This is a genomic window from Snodgrassella sp. W6238H11 (genome assembly GCF_016100525.1).
GTDB classification, from domain to species: domain Bacteria; phylum Pseudomonadota; class Gammaproteobacteria; order Burkholderiales; family Neisseriaceae; genus Snodgrassella; species Snodgrassella alvi.
This window is the reverse complement of sequence record NZ_JACFSH010000001.1, coordinates 275535-291646: the sequence shown is the minus strand read 5'-3', so window position 1 is coordinate 291646 and position 16112 is coordinate 275535. Positions and strand designations below refer to the sequence as shown.

At 41.2% G+C, this 16112-nt stretch carries 15 protein-coding genes; 6 read left to right on the top strand and 9 right to left on the bottom strand.

All coding sequences use genetic code 11. The features are described 5' to 3' along the window. Positions 1-123 precede the first annotated feature (123 nt). Both H3V00_RS01270 and H3V00_RS01265 read left to right on the top strand, forming a co-directional pair. Entirely contained in the window at positions 124-1275 is a 1152-nt protein-coding gene (locus H3V00_RS01270) for an ATP phosphoribosyltransferase regulatory subunit (RefSeq protein ID WP_100125313.1), read from the top strand. Between the two features lie 36 nt (positions 1276-1311). Continuing rightward, on the top strand, positions 1312-2604 hold the full coding sequence (locus H3V00_RS01265; RefSeq protein ID WP_198206637.1) for an adenylosuccinate synthase: 1293 nt from the start codon (positions 1312-1314) through the stop codon (positions 2602-2604). A 135-nt stretch (positions 2605-2739) separates the two neighbouring features. Here H3V00_RS01265 and H3V00_RS01260 read toward each other — a convergent pair whose 3' ends face one another. Continuing rightward, the gene (locus H3V00_RS01260; RefSeq protein ID WP_232335901.1) at positions 2740-3882 is read right to left on the bottom strand and encodes a D-alanyl-D-alanine carboxypeptidase family protein; all 1143 of its coding nucleotides are present in this window, start codon (positions 3880-3882) and stop codon (positions 2740-2742) included. Positions 3883-4081: 199 nt separating this feature from the next. Here H3V00_RS01260 and ilvA point away from each other — a divergent pair, with 199 nt between their 5' ends. Further along, positions 4082-5614, top strand: coding sequence for a threonine ammonia-lyase, biosynthetic (gene ilvA, locus H3V00_RS01255; protein ID WP_025330423.1), 1533 nt, complete (start codon positions 4082-4084; stop codon positions 5612-5614). 161 nt (positions 5615-5775) lie between these two features. Here the strand turns inward: ilvA and recR are convergent, their stop codons facing one another. The 3 genes from recR to dnaX form a co-directional block, all read right to left on the bottom strand. Further along, positions 5776-6381, bottom strand: a complete 606-nt coding sequence (gene recR, locus H3V00_RS01250; RefSeq protein ID WP_025330422.1) for a recombination mediator RecR — start codon at positions 6379-6381, stop codon at positions 5776-5778. Between the two features lie 386 nt (positions 6382-6767). Continuing rightward, positions 6768-7109 carry a YbaB/EbfC family nucleoid-associated protein gene (locus tag H3V00_RS01245; protein ID WP_025330421.1) on the bottom strand — a complete coding sequence of 114 codons (342 nt, stop codon included), beginning with the start codon at positions 7107-7109 and terminating at the stop codon, positions 6768-6770. A gap of 57 nt (positions 7110-7166) precedes the next feature. Then, the gene (gene dnaX, locus H3V00_RS01240; RefSeq protein ID WP_198206638.1) at positions 7167-9125 is read right to left on the bottom strand and encodes a DNA polymerase III subunit gamma/tau; all 1959 of its coding nucleotides are present in this window, start codon (positions 9123-9125) and stop codon (positions 7167-7169) included. Between the two features lie 675 nt (positions 9126-9800). Here dnaX and H3V00_RS01235 point away from each other — a divergent pair. Continuing rightward, entirely contained in the window at positions 9801-10958 is a 1158-nt protein-coding gene (locus H3V00_RS01235) for a hypothetical protein (protein WP_025330419.1), read from the top strand. A 348-nt stretch (positions 10959-11306) separates the two neighbouring features. Here H3V00_RS01235 and mltB read toward each other — a convergent pair whose 3' ends face one another. From mltB to rpsF, 5 genes are all read right to left on the bottom strand, one after another. Then, positions 11307-12386, bottom strand: coding sequence for a lytic murein transglycosylase B (gene mltB, locus H3V00_RS01230; protein WP_025330418.1), 1080 nt, complete (start codon positions 12384-12386; stop codon positions 11307-11309). A gap of 116 nt (positions 12387-12502) precedes the next feature. After that, entirely contained in the window at positions 12503-12958 is a 456-nt protein-coding gene (gene rplI, locus H3V00_RS01225) for a 50S ribosomal protein L9 (protein WP_025330417.1), read from the bottom strand. Positions 12959-12973: 15 nt separating this feature from the next. Further along, positions 12974-13204, bottom strand: a complete 231-nt coding sequence (rpsR, locus tag H3V00_RS01220) for a 30S ribosomal protein S18 (RefSeq protein ID WP_025330416.1) — start codon at positions 13202-13204, stop codon at positions 12974-12976. A gap of 5 nt (positions 13205-13209) precedes the next feature. Beyond that, positions 13210-13506 carry a primosomal replication protein N gene (priB, locus tag H3V00_RS01215; RefSeq protein ID WP_037394077.1) on the bottom strand — a complete coding sequence of 99 codons (297 nt, stop codon included), beginning with the start codon at positions 13504-13506 and terminating at the stop codon, positions 13210-13212. Positions 13507-13525: 19 nt separating this feature from the next. Further along, positions 13526-13909: a 30S ribosomal protein S6 gene (rpsF, locus tag H3V00_RS01210; RefSeq protein WP_025330414.1), complete on the bottom strand. Its 384-nt coding sequence runs from the start codon at positions 13907-13909 to the stop codon at positions 13526-13528. A 318-nt stretch (positions 13910-14227) separates the two neighbouring features. Here rpsF and H3V00_RS01205 point away from each other — a divergent pair, with 318 nt between their 5' ends. Beyond that, complete coding sequence (locus tag H3V00_RS01205) at positions 14228-15667, top strand: mechanosensitive ion channel family protein (RefSeq protein ID WP_198206639.1); 1440 nt, start codon at positions 14228-14230, stop codon at positions 15665-15667. Then, a complete protein-coding gene (gene nudB, locus H3V00_RS01200) occupies positions 15654-16097 on the top strand; it encodes a dihydroneopterin triphosphate diphosphatase (protein ID WP_038648771.1) in 444 nt (147 codons plus the stop codon). Before H3V00_RS01205 ends, nudB begins: the two co-directional genes overlap by 14 nt. Positions 16098-16112 lie beyond the last annotated feature (15 nt).

Genomic DNA, 16112 nt, shown 5'->3' with positions numbered 1-16112 from the left:
ACGTTAAATTGTGATAAAGTGATATTTTAAAAGACCTCAGGCACAACATTCAGCTGCCTTTCCACGTCCACGTCACACTGTTCCGTCAGGGTCAGTGTGGCTTGTATTTTGTGAGGAATCCCAATGCAGTCTTGGCAATTGCCCGAATATATTGCCGACATTCTACCTTCAGCGGCGCGCCAGCTTGAAAGCGCCAAAGAACAGCTGTTAGCACTTTATCGCGTCCATGGCTACGAACTTGTCAGCCCCCCTTTACTTGAATACAGCCAGTCCTTACTTACCCGTATTGATGAAGGGCTGTCACTAAAAACCATCCGTGTTGTCGATCAGCTTAGTGGCCGGCAGCTTGGTCTGCGCGCAGATATCACACCCCAGGTTGCCCGTATAGATGCTCATCTGCTGTCAGCCAATAGCGGGATTAACCGATTGTGTTACGCCGGTCCGGTTTTACATGCACGACCTGACGGCTTTTTAAGTACCCGGGAGCCTTTACAGATCGGCGCTGAATTATATGGATATGCGGGTATCGAAGCCGATATCGAACTTATTGATTTAATGCTCAAAAGCCTGGCCATTGTCAAAGTACCCAAACCAACACTTTCACTTGGACATATCGGTATTTTTCATACACTGGCTAATGCTGCCAGCCTGACTACACAACAAGCGGCAACTTTATTACAGCTGATGCAGGCTAAAGATGCAGCCGCAGTTCAGCAGTGTGTACAACAATGGCAGCTTTCTGAGCAGTGGATTAAAGCTTTCGTCGCTTTACCTGCATTATATGGAACCCAGACAGTATTGCAGACTGCCGCAGACTGTCTGCCAGACCTGCCGGAAATAAGTGAAGCATTACAGCAGCTCCGGCAAATCTGCACAGCATTTGCAAACCATAATATATTTATTGATTTAAGTGAATTGCGGGTAGACAACTACCATACCGGATTGCTGTTTGCCGCCTATAGCGAAGACTGGCCGGACGCACTGGCACGAGGCGGACGTTATAATGGTCTGGGTAAATATTTTGGCCGTAACCGCCCTGCTTCCGGCTTTAGTTTTGATTTACGTGATTTAATCGGGCATCTGCCTCCGGTAGAAAAACTGCGCGGCATAAAAGTCAGCGTACAAGATGCCTCTGCTGCAAAAACCGAAATAGAGCAACTGCGTTCAGCCGGTGAGTGTGTCATTATTGATTACACTCCCGAATGTAACGATATCAGAGGATGTGACCGCCAGCTGGTATGGCAAAACCAACATTGGCAGCTGATTCCTTTGTAGCAATAATTAACCCTTAGTATGAGCAGGTAAAACCATATGGCAAAAAACGTCGTTGTTGTCGGCACCCAGTGGGGTGATGAAGGCAAAGGTAAAATTGTAGACTGGCTGACTGAACGTGCCTCCGGCGTGGTACGTTATCAGGGCGGACATAATGCAGGGCATACTCTGGTGGTCAATGGCAAAAAAACTGTTTTGCGCCTGATTCCCAGTGGTATTTTACATACAGGTAAACGTTGTTTTATTGGTTCTGGCGTTGTCGTATCACCAGAAGCTCTGCTTAGCGAAATGGCTGAATTACAGCAGGCTGGTATTGATGTAATCAAACAATTAACTATTGCACCGACCTGTCCCTTAATTCTTCCCTATCATATCGCTCTGGATCATGCCCGTGAAGCAGCTAAAGGCGATAAGAAAATCGGTACGACCGGTCGCGGTATCGGACCTGCATATGAAGACAAGATTGCCCGGCGTGCAGTTCGTATTATGGATTTATTCCATCCTGATGTTTTACAGCAGAAAATTAAAGATGCAGTAGCCATTTATAACTGCCAGCTTACCGGCCTGTATGGTCAGGAAGCACTTGATGCTGAAAAAATTTACCAGCAGACTCTGGAACTGGCCGATCAGATAAAACCAATGGTCGGAGATGTTTCCCGTGAACTGAACGACATGAATGCCCGTGGTGAATCCTTGCTGTTCGAAGGTGCTCAGGGTACTTTCCTTGATATTGATTACGGTACCTATCCTTTCGTCACCTCCTCTAACTGCATTGCCGGAGCGGCAGCTGTCGGTTCTGGTGTAGGACCGACTAAACTTGATTACGTACTGGGTATTGTCAAAGCATACACAACACGAGTTGGTTCCGGACCATTCCCGACCGAACTTTTCGATAGCGTGGGTGAAGGTCTGGCAGAACGCGGCAATGAATTTGGTGCAGTAACCGGACGTCCGCGCCGCTGCGGCTGGTTTGATGCTGCTCTGATGAAACGGTCTATCCAGGTAAATGGTATTTCCGGCTTATGTTTAACTAAACTGGACGTTATGGACGGCATGGATAGCATTAATATTTGTATCGGTTATGATTATAACGGGCAAAAAATAGATATTTTGCCTTGTGGTTCCGACGCCGTTTCTGCCTGTACGCCTATTTATGAAACAATGCCGGGCTGGCAGGAAAGCACTTTTGGTCTGAAATCATACGATGCACTACCAGACAATGCTAAAGCCTATCTGAAACGTATTGAAGAAATTTGCGGTGCTCCGATTGCCATGATTTCTACAGGTCCTGATCGAGAAGAAACTATTCTGCTCCGTCATCCATATGAATAACTGAAATTAAAAATAAACCCATCAGCTGATGGGTTTATTTTTAAAACAAATCAATCAATTCAGCACATATTACCTTTAAACTGATTAATTAGCCGCTTAGATAAATGCTTATCTCTCAAAAAGCAGCCGGCTTTATCAGTTAAAAAGGTTATGCCACCACATGGCGATACCATCCAGCCAACGACCAAACCCGCTTGCTTCACCCACATTTTCCAGTGCCACAACATTCTGTCGGGCAATTTCCTGTTTACCTGAGAGCAATTTTAAAGTTCCGATATTCTGGCCTTTATACACCGGAGCTACCACTGGTTGAACAGCCTCCAGCTCTACAGATAATTGTTTAGCACTACCAGAAGGCAAAGTGACATAAGCATCACCTAAAAAACCTGCTGCTACTTTCCTGTGTGCACCTTTATAAACAGTGATATCACTTACTTTATGTCCGGCCGGATATAATCTGACCGTATTAAAATTAGTCAGAGCCCAGCTTAATAATTTACTTCCCTCTGCTGCTCTGGCCTCACTACTGTCAGCTCCTACAAGTACAGCTACAATTTTGCGTTCATTGCGTTTACTGCTTACAACCAGATTGTAACCACCATGTATAGTATAGCCGACTGCCAGACCATCTACCTGATCATCTCTGAATAGGAGCAAATTACGGTTTAACTGAGTAACACCATTATAAGCAAAAGATTTTTTAGCAAACCAGCTCTGATATTGCGGAAAATCGCGCACCAAAGCCTGAGCCAGCAGCAGCAGATCCCCCACACTGCTATATTGTCCCTCTGCCGGTAATCCGGTGCAATTGACAAAATTGGTATTTGTCAGTCCCATTTTTTGCGCCTCAGCGTTCATCTTGCGCACAAAAGCTTTTTCGTTTCCGCTCACAGCTTCAGCCAGCGTAATTGCTGCATCGTTAGCTGAGATAACCAGCATACCCTGCACAACCGTTTCCACATTTACCGGAACACCCTGCTGTAAAAACATCCGGCTACCATCTACCTGCCAGCCGGTAGCGGAAACTTTCAGCGGTTGCTGCGCTTTCAGTTTACCCGTATGCAAAGCATCTAATACCAGATAAGCTGTCATTAGCTTTGTCAGTGCAGCAGGTTCAATCCGGGCATCTTTATCACGGCTAGCCAGAACTGTATCACTTTGCTGATCTGCCACTGCATATGCAGCAGCATTAATTTCAGGCATAGTTACAGCATGTGCCGGTAATAAAATGCACATCAGTAAAGCTGTAACGAGCCAGCGAAAAAAATTTCTCATCATTTCTATTATCTAATTTAAATCTGAATTAACCGCAATTAATCATTTCCATAACCGCTTATTATAAACAGTAGTCTGCACAAGAGAAGCAATATTGGCAAATTTACTTGCATAAAAAAAACAGCCGCGTTATCGTTAATTTTTGATTAATTCAGTTAAGCAGATAATCTGCAAAATAAAATCAGTTATTTCATTCTACATTATGAACAATCACACAAACTACCTTACCCGCATTCTTACTGCCGCAGTATATGATGTGGCCATTGAAACACCCTTGGATTATGCTGCTAATCTGTCAGATCGACTCAACAATCACATCTGGCTGAAACGGGAGGATTTACAACCAGTATTCTCTTTCAAAATCCGCGGGGCCTATAACAAAATGGCCAAGCTGGATAAAAATGCCCTGGAAAAAGGTGTCATCACGGCCTCGGCTGGCAATCATGCTCAGGGCGTAGCGCTTTCAGCACAAAAACTGGGTTGTGAAGCAACTATCGTTATGCCTCAGACCACACCACAAATTAAAATCGATGCTGTAAAAAAACGCGGTGGCAAAGTAGTACTGGCCGGTGAGTCCTACAATGATGCCTACAACCATGCCATGCAGCTGGTTGCCCAAAGTGGCCTCACATATATTCCACCATTTGATGATCCGGATGTCATTGCCGGACAGGGTACCATCGGTATGGAAATATTACGCCAGCACCCAAAACCTATTGATGCTGTATTTGTTGCTATTGGCGGCGGCGGGCTGGCTGCAGGAGTGGCAGCGTACATTAAAAATGTACGTCCGGAGGTCAAAGTAATCGGCGTAGAAACTGAAGATGCCTGTGCTATGAAGCAATCTATTGCTGCTGGCAAACGCATAGAACTTAAAGAAGTAGGTTTGTTTGCGGATGGTACTGCAGTTAAACTGGTAGGTGAAGAAACATTCACACTATGCAAAGACTTACTGGATGACATTATTATTGTAGATACCGATAGTATTTGTGCAGCAATTAAAGACATTTTCGATGATACCCGCAGTATTACTGAAACCTCCGGTGCACTGGCTCTTGCCGGATTAAAAGCCTATATTGCCCGGAATCAATGTCAGCATCAAAATCTAATCGCAGTAACCAGCGGTGCAAATATGAATTTCCATCAACTGCGCCACGTCTCTGAACGCTGTGAACTGACAGAGGGACATGAAGGAATTTTTGCGGTAACCATCCCGGAAAAACCCGGTAGCTTTCGTTTTTTCATTGATTTAATCGGTAACAGAAATATTACCGAATTCAATTATCGCTATGGTGATGACCAGAAAGCCCATATATTTGTTGGTATTCAAAGCAATGATACTGCTGATTTACAGACTATCGTACAGGAACTGAACAACAATGGTTTACCGGCTCTAGATCTCACCCATAACGAAATGGCCAAACTGCATATCCGATATATGGTAGGTGGTCGTACCAGCAAAGTTGCTAATGAGCGTCTGATTAGTTTTGAATTTCCTGAGCGACCGGGTGCTCTGAGACGTTTTCTGATACATATGCAATCCGACTGGAACATTACTTTGTTCCATTATCGCAATCATGGAGCCGATTTCGGTCGCGTACTGGTTGGTTTGAATATTCCACCGGCTGATGCAGTAAAATTCTATGCATTTCTGGATAATGTGGGTTATATCTATCAGGAACAAACTCACAATGCCGCTTATCAGCTATTTCTAAGCGAATCCGCCACCGCCTGATAAATAAATCAGAAATACAACCACAAAACAACAGACAGAGTAATTGCTAAAATTACTCTGTCTAATTTTTTAAATGAATCTGTAACGGGCTTAATCTTTCCTAGTGATATTTTTATTCTCCATTCTGCCATTAAGCCGATTTTATCTGTAAATTATACTGTTTACTTTACATTACGGCGTTCATAAACAGCCTGAGCCAGAGTACCCGCATCTATGTATTCCAGTTCTGCTCCGAGTGGCATACCTCGCGCCAGACGCGTAACTTTTGCCGGAAACTCAGCCAGTAATTGTGCCAACACATACGCAGTAGCATCTCCTTCAGCAGTAAAATTGGTAGCAATAATAATCTCATCTACTTCATGATGCTGTAATCGCGTTACCAGTTTATCCAAAGCAATGGCCTGCAAATCTGCTCCCTGAGCCGGACTAACCTGTCCCATCAATACAAAATACATACCATCATGGCAATGTGCTGATTCCATACTGGCTACATCTACCGGCATTTGTACTATCATTAATCGCCTGGTGTCACGCTGCTCATCAGAACAAATTGCACACAATTCACCTTCACAAAAAGTATTACATAAACGACAATGCTGTACCTGTAATAAAGCAGCTTGAATTGCTTCCACCAGCTCTTCTGCGCCCTGACGCTGGTGCTGTAATAATTCATAAGCCATGCGCTGCGCTGTTTTAGGACCAACATTAGGCAATACTTTTAATGCATTGGTTAAGCGGCTAAATGCGTCCACTTGTTTTGTACTCATTATTTACCTGTAACAAACTCTTAAGTCATATATAAAACCAGCCCGTTTTCACTGATTGACTGCCCGAATCTATTCCATAAAAACTATAGATTATTTTATATATAGTTCTCATGTATTTAAGCTCTCATCAGGCCGGAAGAAACGGAACTGGCTTTACCAACTCAGACCAAATATCTTCACCTTACCCAACCTGACATTTGTATACCATGTAAGATTACCATCAGACTAATCCGGATCACTTATCATACTGACTTCTGAACTTTAATATAACATTTTATCTGCTTAGTTTCATTACTAAGCAGATAACAAAGGTTTTAATGATAACAACTTAAACTAAAAACAATAAAAAAGGGTAACGTAACCGTTACCCTTTTTTATTGGCGTAATTATTTAAATAAATCTCCCATACCTGCTGGTAAATTCATACCCTGAGTAAACTGACTCATACGTTCTGAAGAAGTTGATTCAGCTTTACGTACGGCATCATTAACCGCAGCTGCAATCAAATCTTCCAGCATCTCTTTGTCATCAGCAGCATCTGCAAGCAAACTGTCATCAATATGGATACGTTTTACTCCATAGTGACAATTCATGGTTACCTTAACCATACCAGCCCCAGATTCACCTTCCACCTCTACATTAGCCAGATCAGCCTGCGCCTTTTTCATACGTTCCTGCATCTGTTGCGCCTGCTTCATCAAACCACCCAAACCTGCTTTTCCAAACATAATATCTTCCTTACACGTCAATTAAATAGAGAGAAAAAATTAAACAAATAATGGCAATTATTCTTTATCCAGATGTAAACTTTCCGGTATCCATTCTGCATTAAAAGTTTCCATCAGCATTTTTACAGCGGGCTGGGCTTCTAACACTGTCTTTGCCTGCTGCTGTTGTTCTGCATGTAATCGCTGCTGACGCATTTGCGGTGTTTCCGGCATACTCTGTTCCTGCCAGCTACAGGTATGCAGATGTATCGGCCGTTGATAAACTTCTGACAACGATTCAGCCAGCCGGTTTAGTAACTCACGATTGGCTGTCGGCTCACCCTGCTCAGCCAGAGCAATAGTTAAATCACCACTATTTTCATCATAAGCAACAATCGCCGTATGCTGACTGAACAACTGTACTGCACCGAGACGATGTGCCAGCATAGTTAAAATTTCCGGCCAGTTCTCTGCCGTCAATGGCGGAAAAGCCTTTTTTACCAGAGATAAATTCTGATCATCTCTGGGCTTTTCTGCGGATATATCCGTATTTTTATCATACTTTTCTACCGCATTTGCATTGACTGATTCTATAGACTCAAACACACTCACAGCCCTGCAGGATATGTCATCAACACCTGTTTCCCAGGGTGGCGGAGGCTCATCGCTAATCGTTACAGACTGAGATTCCTGCAAAGCAGGTGAAGAATCATTTAATATCTTGCTATCAGCAACTGTTATCGACGAAGATTTTTTTTCGATTATTTCAGTTTCTAATGTTACCGGTACTTCAGTAGTTGCATCAGATGCTGTCTCTGACAGTGCTTCAGATACTGAAACTGGACTATTTTCTTCAGAAACAGTTGGTATATTATCCATCTGCTTATTATTTACTGACACATTATGCAACTGTGTACCGTCGATTTGTCCATGCAAACGTTGTGCATTCAGTGCAGCCAGAGGTGCAAATGCAAGCATCCGCAATAAGGTCATGACAAACCCGGCTTTCTCATCCGGAGCAAGCGGCAAATCTGCCTTACCTCGTAATACACACTGATAATATAATTGAATCTGCTCTCCTGAAAACAAACCCGCAAAACGGGTTAAAGCCGCATACTCAGGATCATCAGCGCCGACTGACGGAACAGATTGCAGTATTGTTAAACGCTGTAATAACAGAGCCAGCTCAGTTAACGCACTATCAAATCCTACCGCGCAACTGGCCATTTCCTCCGCTTTAGCCAGTAATGCCTGACCATCCCGTACAGCCAAGGCTTCCAAAAGCGCATACAAATAACTTTTATCAACCGCACCAATCATATTCCGCACATCAGATTCAGTCACCTTTCCTGAACCAATGGCAATAGCCTGATCAAGCAAACTGAGTGCATCACGCATTGAGCCGGCAGCAGCCCGGCCTAACAGCCATAATGCCGGATCTTCATAAGCAATTTGTTCCTGCTGTAATACATAAACCAGATGATCATGTACCTGAGTACTATTCAGATTGCGCAAGACAAATTGCAGACACCGGCTTAAAACCGTAATCGGTACTTTCTGCGGATCTGTTGTCGCCAGAATAAATTTCACATGTTCAGGCGGCTCTTCTAAAGTTTTGAGCATGGCATTAAAAGCACTTTTCGACAACATGTGCACTTCGTCGATGATATAGACTTTATACTGCCCCATCGTTGGCGCATATTGTGCGTTTTCGAGTACTTCGCGGATATTATCAATTCCTGTATTGGAAGCAGCATCAATTTCCAGCACATCAACAAAACGGCCGGCATCAATCTGGCGACAAGAATCACATTGGTTACATGGCTCACCATGTTCAGTATGCTGGCAATTCAGGCTTTTGGCCAGAATACGGGCAATGGTGGTTTTACCTACACCCCGAGTCCCCGTAAGCATATAAGCATGATGCAAACGTCCTTTATCAAGCGCATTTAACAACGCCCTGACTACATGCTCCTGTCCTACTAAATCGGCAAACTTTTTTGGTCGCCATTTTCGTGCCAATACTTGATAAGTCATAACCATCCGCAACTGCCAGCCACAGCAAAACTTAAAGGCAAAATAAATCTTGTTCAGTGCAATCTAAACAAGCACTTTATTGTAACTAAAAACCAGCATAAAAGGTTATACCAAAGCCACAAACCAGGTGAAACAATCAGATGAAACAACCTCAACTTGCTTTAACATCTGTTGTTATTACTTTAAATAGTTAAAATTACAGAATATATATTTAATATGCTTAAATCATCAATAATAAATTAAAGTACAAATATTTTACACAAATCGCTCTTAGTAAATATAACTACGCGAAAATAAAAACAAAAAGAAATAAAAAGTCATTTGCTACATGAAAAACTATCTGAATACATGTAACCACGCACTTAGTCTGTATGCTTAATTATAAATCAATCTTAATTTATGAAATATATAACATTACTTGAGCAGCTGCGTTTAACAATCACATTATTCCAATATTAAATATTTTTACTCTTAATCTAAGCATCTGGATGAGTAAAAAAATTACCAGAAATTTATTTATCCTTGTCAAAAGAGTTCATATTTACAAATTAACCTACCAATAATTTGATATAAATACACAATATATCAATATTATTTGTTTTAAATAAAATAATTAATTTATATTAATAACAGGGTCAATATAATTTTAAAAAGATATTTTTAGTGAGCCTGTACATGGATCATCCTTATTATCACACTGATAGTTATGTTTTTGTATGGATATTTATACTGCCTTTTTTCTACATCGTTTTTCTTCCTACCCTGATAATTGTTTATGGAAAAATTTATAAATTTATCAAAATAGGCTTTGCCATTATTATTGCCGGATGGTTAGTTTTCAGCCTGATATTTGCTGACTTCTATGTTTTTTTATTTTCAATAACAGGAGCACTTTTTCCAGTTATTCTTCGCTACTGTCAGTCCTTCACGGCTCATTTTCAAGGCATTAAGCAAAAATTTTATTCTGTTATTGTTTATATTGTTTTGCCATTCTTATGTACCTTTTTCTGGCCAGCCTATCTTGTTGCTCCGGCGTTAATAGAATACTGGCAAAACCGTCCAGACAGTGAATGCAAACAAAATGGCCGATTAGTGGCTTTATCAGAAGATATTAACTTACGTATTTACCCGATCTCCAAATATCCATCATTTTGGATTAGAAGCCTTGCTCCTAAGTTAGAAGATTATATTTTTAATATTGCTGAAAAGAATTTTTGCAGGCAATTTTCAGCTTCTCAACCAACTTTAATCGACTCCATTGGTAAAATAAATATTGATTTAAATACTTTATGCCAACATCCGGTTTCAAAAAAAATGGCCAGCTATTGCGAAAATCCGGCAACCAGACAAATAAAATTTGAATGGCTTGAATTCGAACTGATAAAAAAAGATAAGAATACTAAAAGTCCATGGCAACAATTTCAAGACGATCTGAATAATAAATATATTTATACTAAAGAAGAAAAATTAAATTATGAAATAGTGAATCATCACACTGAATTGATTGAAAATTTAAAATTTGATAATCAAGTACAAATGTTTAAGTTTTTTGATCACTACTATAATGTCATAACCGTTCCCAATCCCGGTTGGTTACCATCTGTAACGGAACCTCTTGTTATTAATTGCCCGACTGATTATGATTTAAAATGCTATATAACTCATGATTTTACTAATAATTGGAAAGTTTCCTACTTATACTCTTTTACAATTAATTATAAGAATAATCCTGATAATGATGATCAAAATTCTATCAATCAAAAATTAGATGCAGCTAAACTGGCTTATCAGATTATAGAAAGTGTTATCGAGGAAATGCAGGTAAATCACTAGATTACTCATTATCTAATAAACACGAATAGCCATACTTAGATAAATTTTAAATCGGAGTTATCTGCAATGAAAGATAAAAACTTATTTGAACACATAAATTAATATTAATATCTTCTATTATAACTAATTTAATAATAATTAATCAGACATTCATCTTCATTTCAATGATAAATCTGACTATGGTTTAATTGAATATCCTGCAATATTAATGTAGGTAAGAATTACACCAGATTAGTTTCATCTTTATTTAAATTTTTTAATAATTATTTTAATCAATCACTACTTACCATAGCAAGATAAAAGCCATCTGTATAACAAGATGGCTGATGATTGCAAATGAATACTCATTTATAAATTAGCATTGGCATCTGCCAGATTATTCGCAATCTGACGAACGGCTGCCACATAATGCCGGCTATGATTATATTGCCAGATAGTGTAGAAATTATTCAGACCAAACCAGTAATCATATTCGCCGGGAGATCTTTCCAGACGATATAAAATACCCTTTTCCTGATCTTTAATCTGCACGGGAATGATTACGCCTAACTGACGCAACTGACCTGCGGTGTATTTAAGCGAAGTAGGTTCATCAATGATTTGCTGTAATCGCGGTGTTGGCTGCATATTTACCGGAACGGCAATCGGCGCTCCGGACTGCCAGCCATGCTGTTTCATATAATTGGCCACTGAGGCCAGTGTATCACCGGAATTACGCCAGATATCCCGATGTCCGTCACCATCCCAGTCAACGGCAAACTGGCGAAAACTGGATGGCATGAACTGTGGCATACCCATTGCCCCGGCAAAGCTGCCCTTAAAGCTTAATGGATCCTGCTTTTCTTCATAAGCCAGTTGCAAAAATTCAGATAGCTCACGCTGAAAATATTCAGCCCGCCGTGGATAGTGATAGCCCAATGTTGTCAGTGCATCAGCAACCCGATATGAGCCCATAGTATTGCCGTAATTGGTTTCAATCCCAACAATCGCCACCAGCAATTGCGGCGCTACTCCATAACGTTTTGATACTGCCTGAATTATTCCGGTGTTATTTTTCCAGAAGATATTTCCGGTATTAATACGAACATTATTGGCATTATTCTGTACAAATGTATACCACGGTAAGGATGTTCCCGGTTTATCCATACCACGAACAATACTTGGCCGGTAGCTTACCTGCCGGAAAAAATTTTCCAATTGAGCCCTGCTATATTGTCCCCGCTTAACTTCAAAATCAATAAAACGATTTACATCATTACGTTTCAGTAAATCTATTCCACTGTCCGTCAAAGCAAACACTTTATTATCAGCTGGTGACGATACACTGGTTGTAGCAGTAGGCTGAAGTGGTTTTTCCTGAATTGGATGGGTACTTTGACAAGCAGACAGAAACAAAGCTGCACTTATCATCCTGACTAATTTCATTATTATGGTTCCTAGCATATGCTTCATGCACAGTTTAAACTAATTTTACCATCAATAACAAAAAAGCTGTCCGGATTAACCCGAACAGCTTACGCTTTCCTGATGTGTGTCAGTTATATTTATTCTGCAGCAGCTACAACAGTTACTGTGATAGCAGCAACAGCATCACTGTGCAGAGCTACTTCGATTTCATATTCACCAATGGCTTTCAAAGGACCATTAGGCAAACGCACATTAGCTTTAACTACTTCAACACCAATAGCAGTTTTAATAGCTTCTGCAATATCATGAGTCGTTACAGAACCAAACAGACGACCATCAACACCAGCTTTTTGCGCTACACTGATGTTCTGACCATCCAGTTTCAGTTTACGTGCTTCAGCATCAGCAAGAACAGCAGCCTGATGTGCTTCATATTCAGCACGTTTTTCTTCAAATGCAGCCAGATTGGCAGCATTAGCACGCTGAGCCTTACCCTGAGGAATCAAAAAGTTACGGGCATAGCCATTTTTTACATTAACCAGATCACCCAGATTGCCCAGGCCACCGACTTTTTCTAACAAAATAATCTGCATAATAACTCTTCCTTATTATTTATGTTGATCGGTGTAAGGCAGCAAAGCCAGAAAACGGGCACGTTTTACCGCTGTAGACAGCTGACGCTGGTAATGTGCTTTGGTTCCGGTAATGCGTGCCGGAATGATTTTACCATTTTCAGTAATAAAATCTTTTAACAAATCAACTGCTTTATAGTCTACTTGTTTGATACCTTCCGCAGTAAAGCGGCAAAATTTTCTACGTTTGAATGATTGACGAGCCATGTCGTTTAACCTTTATATTCACGAATTTGTTGGATATGCAGTACCGGACGGGAGTGGTATATACCTTTCTGGCTGAGAAATCCGCTGACTTCGACCATATTTCCCGGCTGATACGACCAGTTTTCAGCCAAATTGCCCAGTGCTTTCGCCTGAATTTCCACTTTTGCCAGATACTGCTGCTGCAGTTCCGTTTGCCATGACTCATGGGTAAGCCACATGGTCAGAACCGGCAAACCGGCTGGCGTATAGCGTAAATTGTCCAGACTTTTAATCTGTGCACACAGGCATATTTGATTCAGCAAACCGGCCTCAGTAAATTAATCAGGCTTCAGCTGCTTCTTCTGAAGCAGTTTCAGTGCTGTTACCGGCTAACAGATTTTTAGACTTCTCGTCTTTCATCATTGGAGAAGCTTCAGTTACTGCTGCGTCCATTTTTACAGTCAGATGACGCAATACAGCATCATTAAAGCGGAATGCTGTTTCAATTTCGTCAATCACTTCAGGTGTGGTTTCAATATTCATTAACACGTAGTGTGCTTTATGAATTTTATTGATCGGGTAAGCCAGCTGACGGCGGCCCCAATCTTCCAGACGGTGAATTTTACCGTTAGCTTCGGTAATCATGGTTTTGTAACGTTCAACCATAGCACCGACCTGTTCGCTTTGATCCGGATGGACAATGAACACGATTTCATAATGACGCATGAGTACTCCTTGTGGCTAATCGATCCCTTTACCATGCGAAAGTGCAAAGGGCAAGGTTGGAAAACCGACTATTATAAGCATCTTTGTATTCAGAATCAAATAATAAGTTGCCTGCTTAAGCTGATTTATTAAAATCACAACAAAAATATGTTTTTATGAACAATTTTAAATAAACCATCATTCTTAGAAGTATTATTCACCACTATCATATGCACAGCTTAGTTATCTATATTTGATAATTTTAATAACGACAGTTTACAGAAACCTATTAAAACGCCTACTATTAGGTCAATTTTAAAATTTTTTCTTTGCCCTACCATGAATAACTACTTTGACTCCATGTTTGCCCGCAAAGAATTTCTGGCACGCCTGATAGTACATAGTTTAAAAACCACTACCGGCTGGCTGGAACTGGCCTGTGCAGTGGTGATTATGATTGGTACTTATTGGCTCAGCCTGCAAATGCTGTCGGCCGTATCCAAACGTACTGAAAACCAGAACAACATTAAATTTCCGTTTCTGTACCACCTGTTTACACGCCTGCTATGGCCTGTATTGCTATTTATCTGCACTATTATCGCAATGATTATCTGGAGGGCCTGTACAGGCGAATCAGTATTATGGCTGCAAATAACCACATTTACCGCGCGCTGGTTACTGATGATTCGCATCATTATGGCCGTATTGCACAACGCAATCCCGAATAACCGTTTTAATGAGCATTATGAGCGCTCACTATCCACATTCCTATGGGTATGTTTTATTCTATGGCTCACCAGTCTGGATACCTTTATTGTCCGCCTGCTCAAGTCACTGGCTCTGCCCATAGGCTCAACCAGTCTGAGCCTGTATACCGTCATTACCGGCAGTATTATTGTCGGGATTGCCATCATTATTGCCATGTGGCTGTCCCGATTTACCGAAAGACGCATTCTTAAAGCAGAAAAACTCGACGTCAATCTGCGTTATGTACTGGTAAAAATTGTCAAAACATTACTGGTTGTAGTTGCCGTACTGATTGCCCTGCCAATGGTAGGAATTAACTTAACTATTCTCTCTGTTTTTGGCGGTGCTCTGGGTGTTGGTCTTGGCTTGGGCTTACAGAAAATTGCCAGCAACTATGTATCCGGTTTTATCATTCTGGCAGACCATTCCGTGCGTCCTGGTGACAGACTGAATATTAATAATTTCACCGGCTATGTAACCAAGATAACTGCCCGCTTTGTAGTACTACGCAGCAGTGACGGCTCAGAAGCCCTGATTCCGAATGATACTTTTGTTTCCAATACAGTTATCAATGATTCTTATTCCAGTAAAATCATGTCCAACAACCTGACCTTACAGGTAGCCTACAATACTGATCTGCCTCAGGCTCTGGAAATACTAAAAGAGGCAGCAGCCAAACAGGCAAGAGTATGCGATGATCCTAAACCAAACAGTTATGTTACCGGCTTTGCTGATTCCGGCATTAATCTGTATGTTAATTACTGGATTCGTGATCCGGAAAATGGTTTTCTAAGTATCAATTCTACAATTTTGCTGGAAATCTGGAATCGTTTTAAAGAAGTTGGTATAGAATTTCCATTTCCGCAGCAGGAAATACGTATTCTCAATGATAAAGCAGATCCGATTGCCTGCGATACCATAACCAGTTCAGTAAAAACAGAAACTGCTTCAGCTTATCCAGAGCCTTTACCCACAGCATTAAGCGTTTCATCTTATCGCTCAGCTCATCAACAGCATCATGATCAGCAATAAACCATATAAACAACCTGTATCTGTACTGGTTGTTATTTATAATAACAACCGGCAGATACTGCTACTGGAACGCGCAGATAAGCCGGGTTTCTGGCAATCTGTAACCGGCAGTCTGGAACCGGGAGAAACAATTGAGCAGACTGCAAAACGAGAACTGGCAGAAGAAACCGGCATTTACAGCAATGATATTCTTAACTGGCAGCAATCCAGTATCTACGAAATTTATCCGCACTGGCGTCATCGCTATGCTCCCGGAGTTACTCATAATACCGAGCATATTTTTTCCCTGTGTATTACAGCAGAAACTCCTATTCTTCTGTCACCACGCGAACATTTAGACTATATATGGTGTTCGCCTGAACAGGCTGCGGAAAAAGTATTTTCGCCATCAAACCGTTCAGCAATACTGGAACTAACCCACCACTGGTAATTTAAAAGCACCGGC

Bases quoted from the DNA above. Each gene is read 5' to 3' on its own strand.
- H3V00_RS01270 (WP_100125313.1), top strand. From the start codon at position 124: ATGCAGTCTTGGCAATTGCCCGAATATATTGCCGACATTCTACCTTCA.
- H3V00_RS01265 (WP_198206637.1), top strand. From the start codon at position 1,312: ATGGCAAAAAACGTCGTTGTTGTCGGCACCCAGTGGGGTGATGAAGGC.
- H3V00_RS01260 (WP_232335901.1), bottom strand. From the start codon at position 3,882: ATGATGAGAAATTTTTTTCGCTGGCTCGTTACAGCTTTACTGATGTGC.
- ilvA (WP_025330423.1), top strand. From the start codon at position 4,082: ATGAACAATCACACAAACTACCTTACCCGCATTCTTACTGCCGCAGTA.
- recR (WP_025330422.1), bottom strand. From the start codon at position 6,381: ATGAGTACAAAACAAGTGGACGCATTTAGCCGCTTAACCAATGCATTA.
- H3V00_RS01245 (WP_025330421.1), bottom strand. From the start codon at position 7,109: ATGTTTGGAAAAGCAGGTTTGGGTGGTTTGATGAAGCAGGCGCAACAG.
- dnaX (WP_198206638.1), bottom strand. From the start codon at position 9,125: ATGACTTATCAAGTATTGGCACGAAAATGGCGACCAAAAAAGTTTGCC.
- H3V00_RS01235 (WP_025330419.1), top strand. From the start codon at position 9,801: ATGGATCATCCTTATTATCACACTGATAGTTATGTTTTTGTATGGATA.
- rplI (WP_025330417.1), bottom strand. From the start codon at position 12,958: ATGCAGATTATTTTGTTAGAAAAAGTCGGTGGCCTGGGCAATCTGGGT.
- rpsR (WP_025330416.1), bottom strand. From the start codon at position 13,204: ATGGCTCGTCAATCATTCAAACGTAGAAAATTTTGCCGCTTTACTGCG.
- rpsF (WP_025330414.1), bottom strand. From the start codon at position 13,909: ATGCGTCATTATGAAATCGTGTTCATTGTCCATCCGGATCAAAGCGAA.
- H3V00_RS01205 (WP_198206639.1), top strand. From the start codon at position 14,228: ATGAATAACTACTTTGACTCCATGTTTGCCCGCAAAGAATTTCTGGCA.
- nudB (WP_038648771.1), top strand. From the start codon at position 15,654: ATGATCAGCAATAAACCATATAAACAACCTGTATCTGTACTGGTTGTT.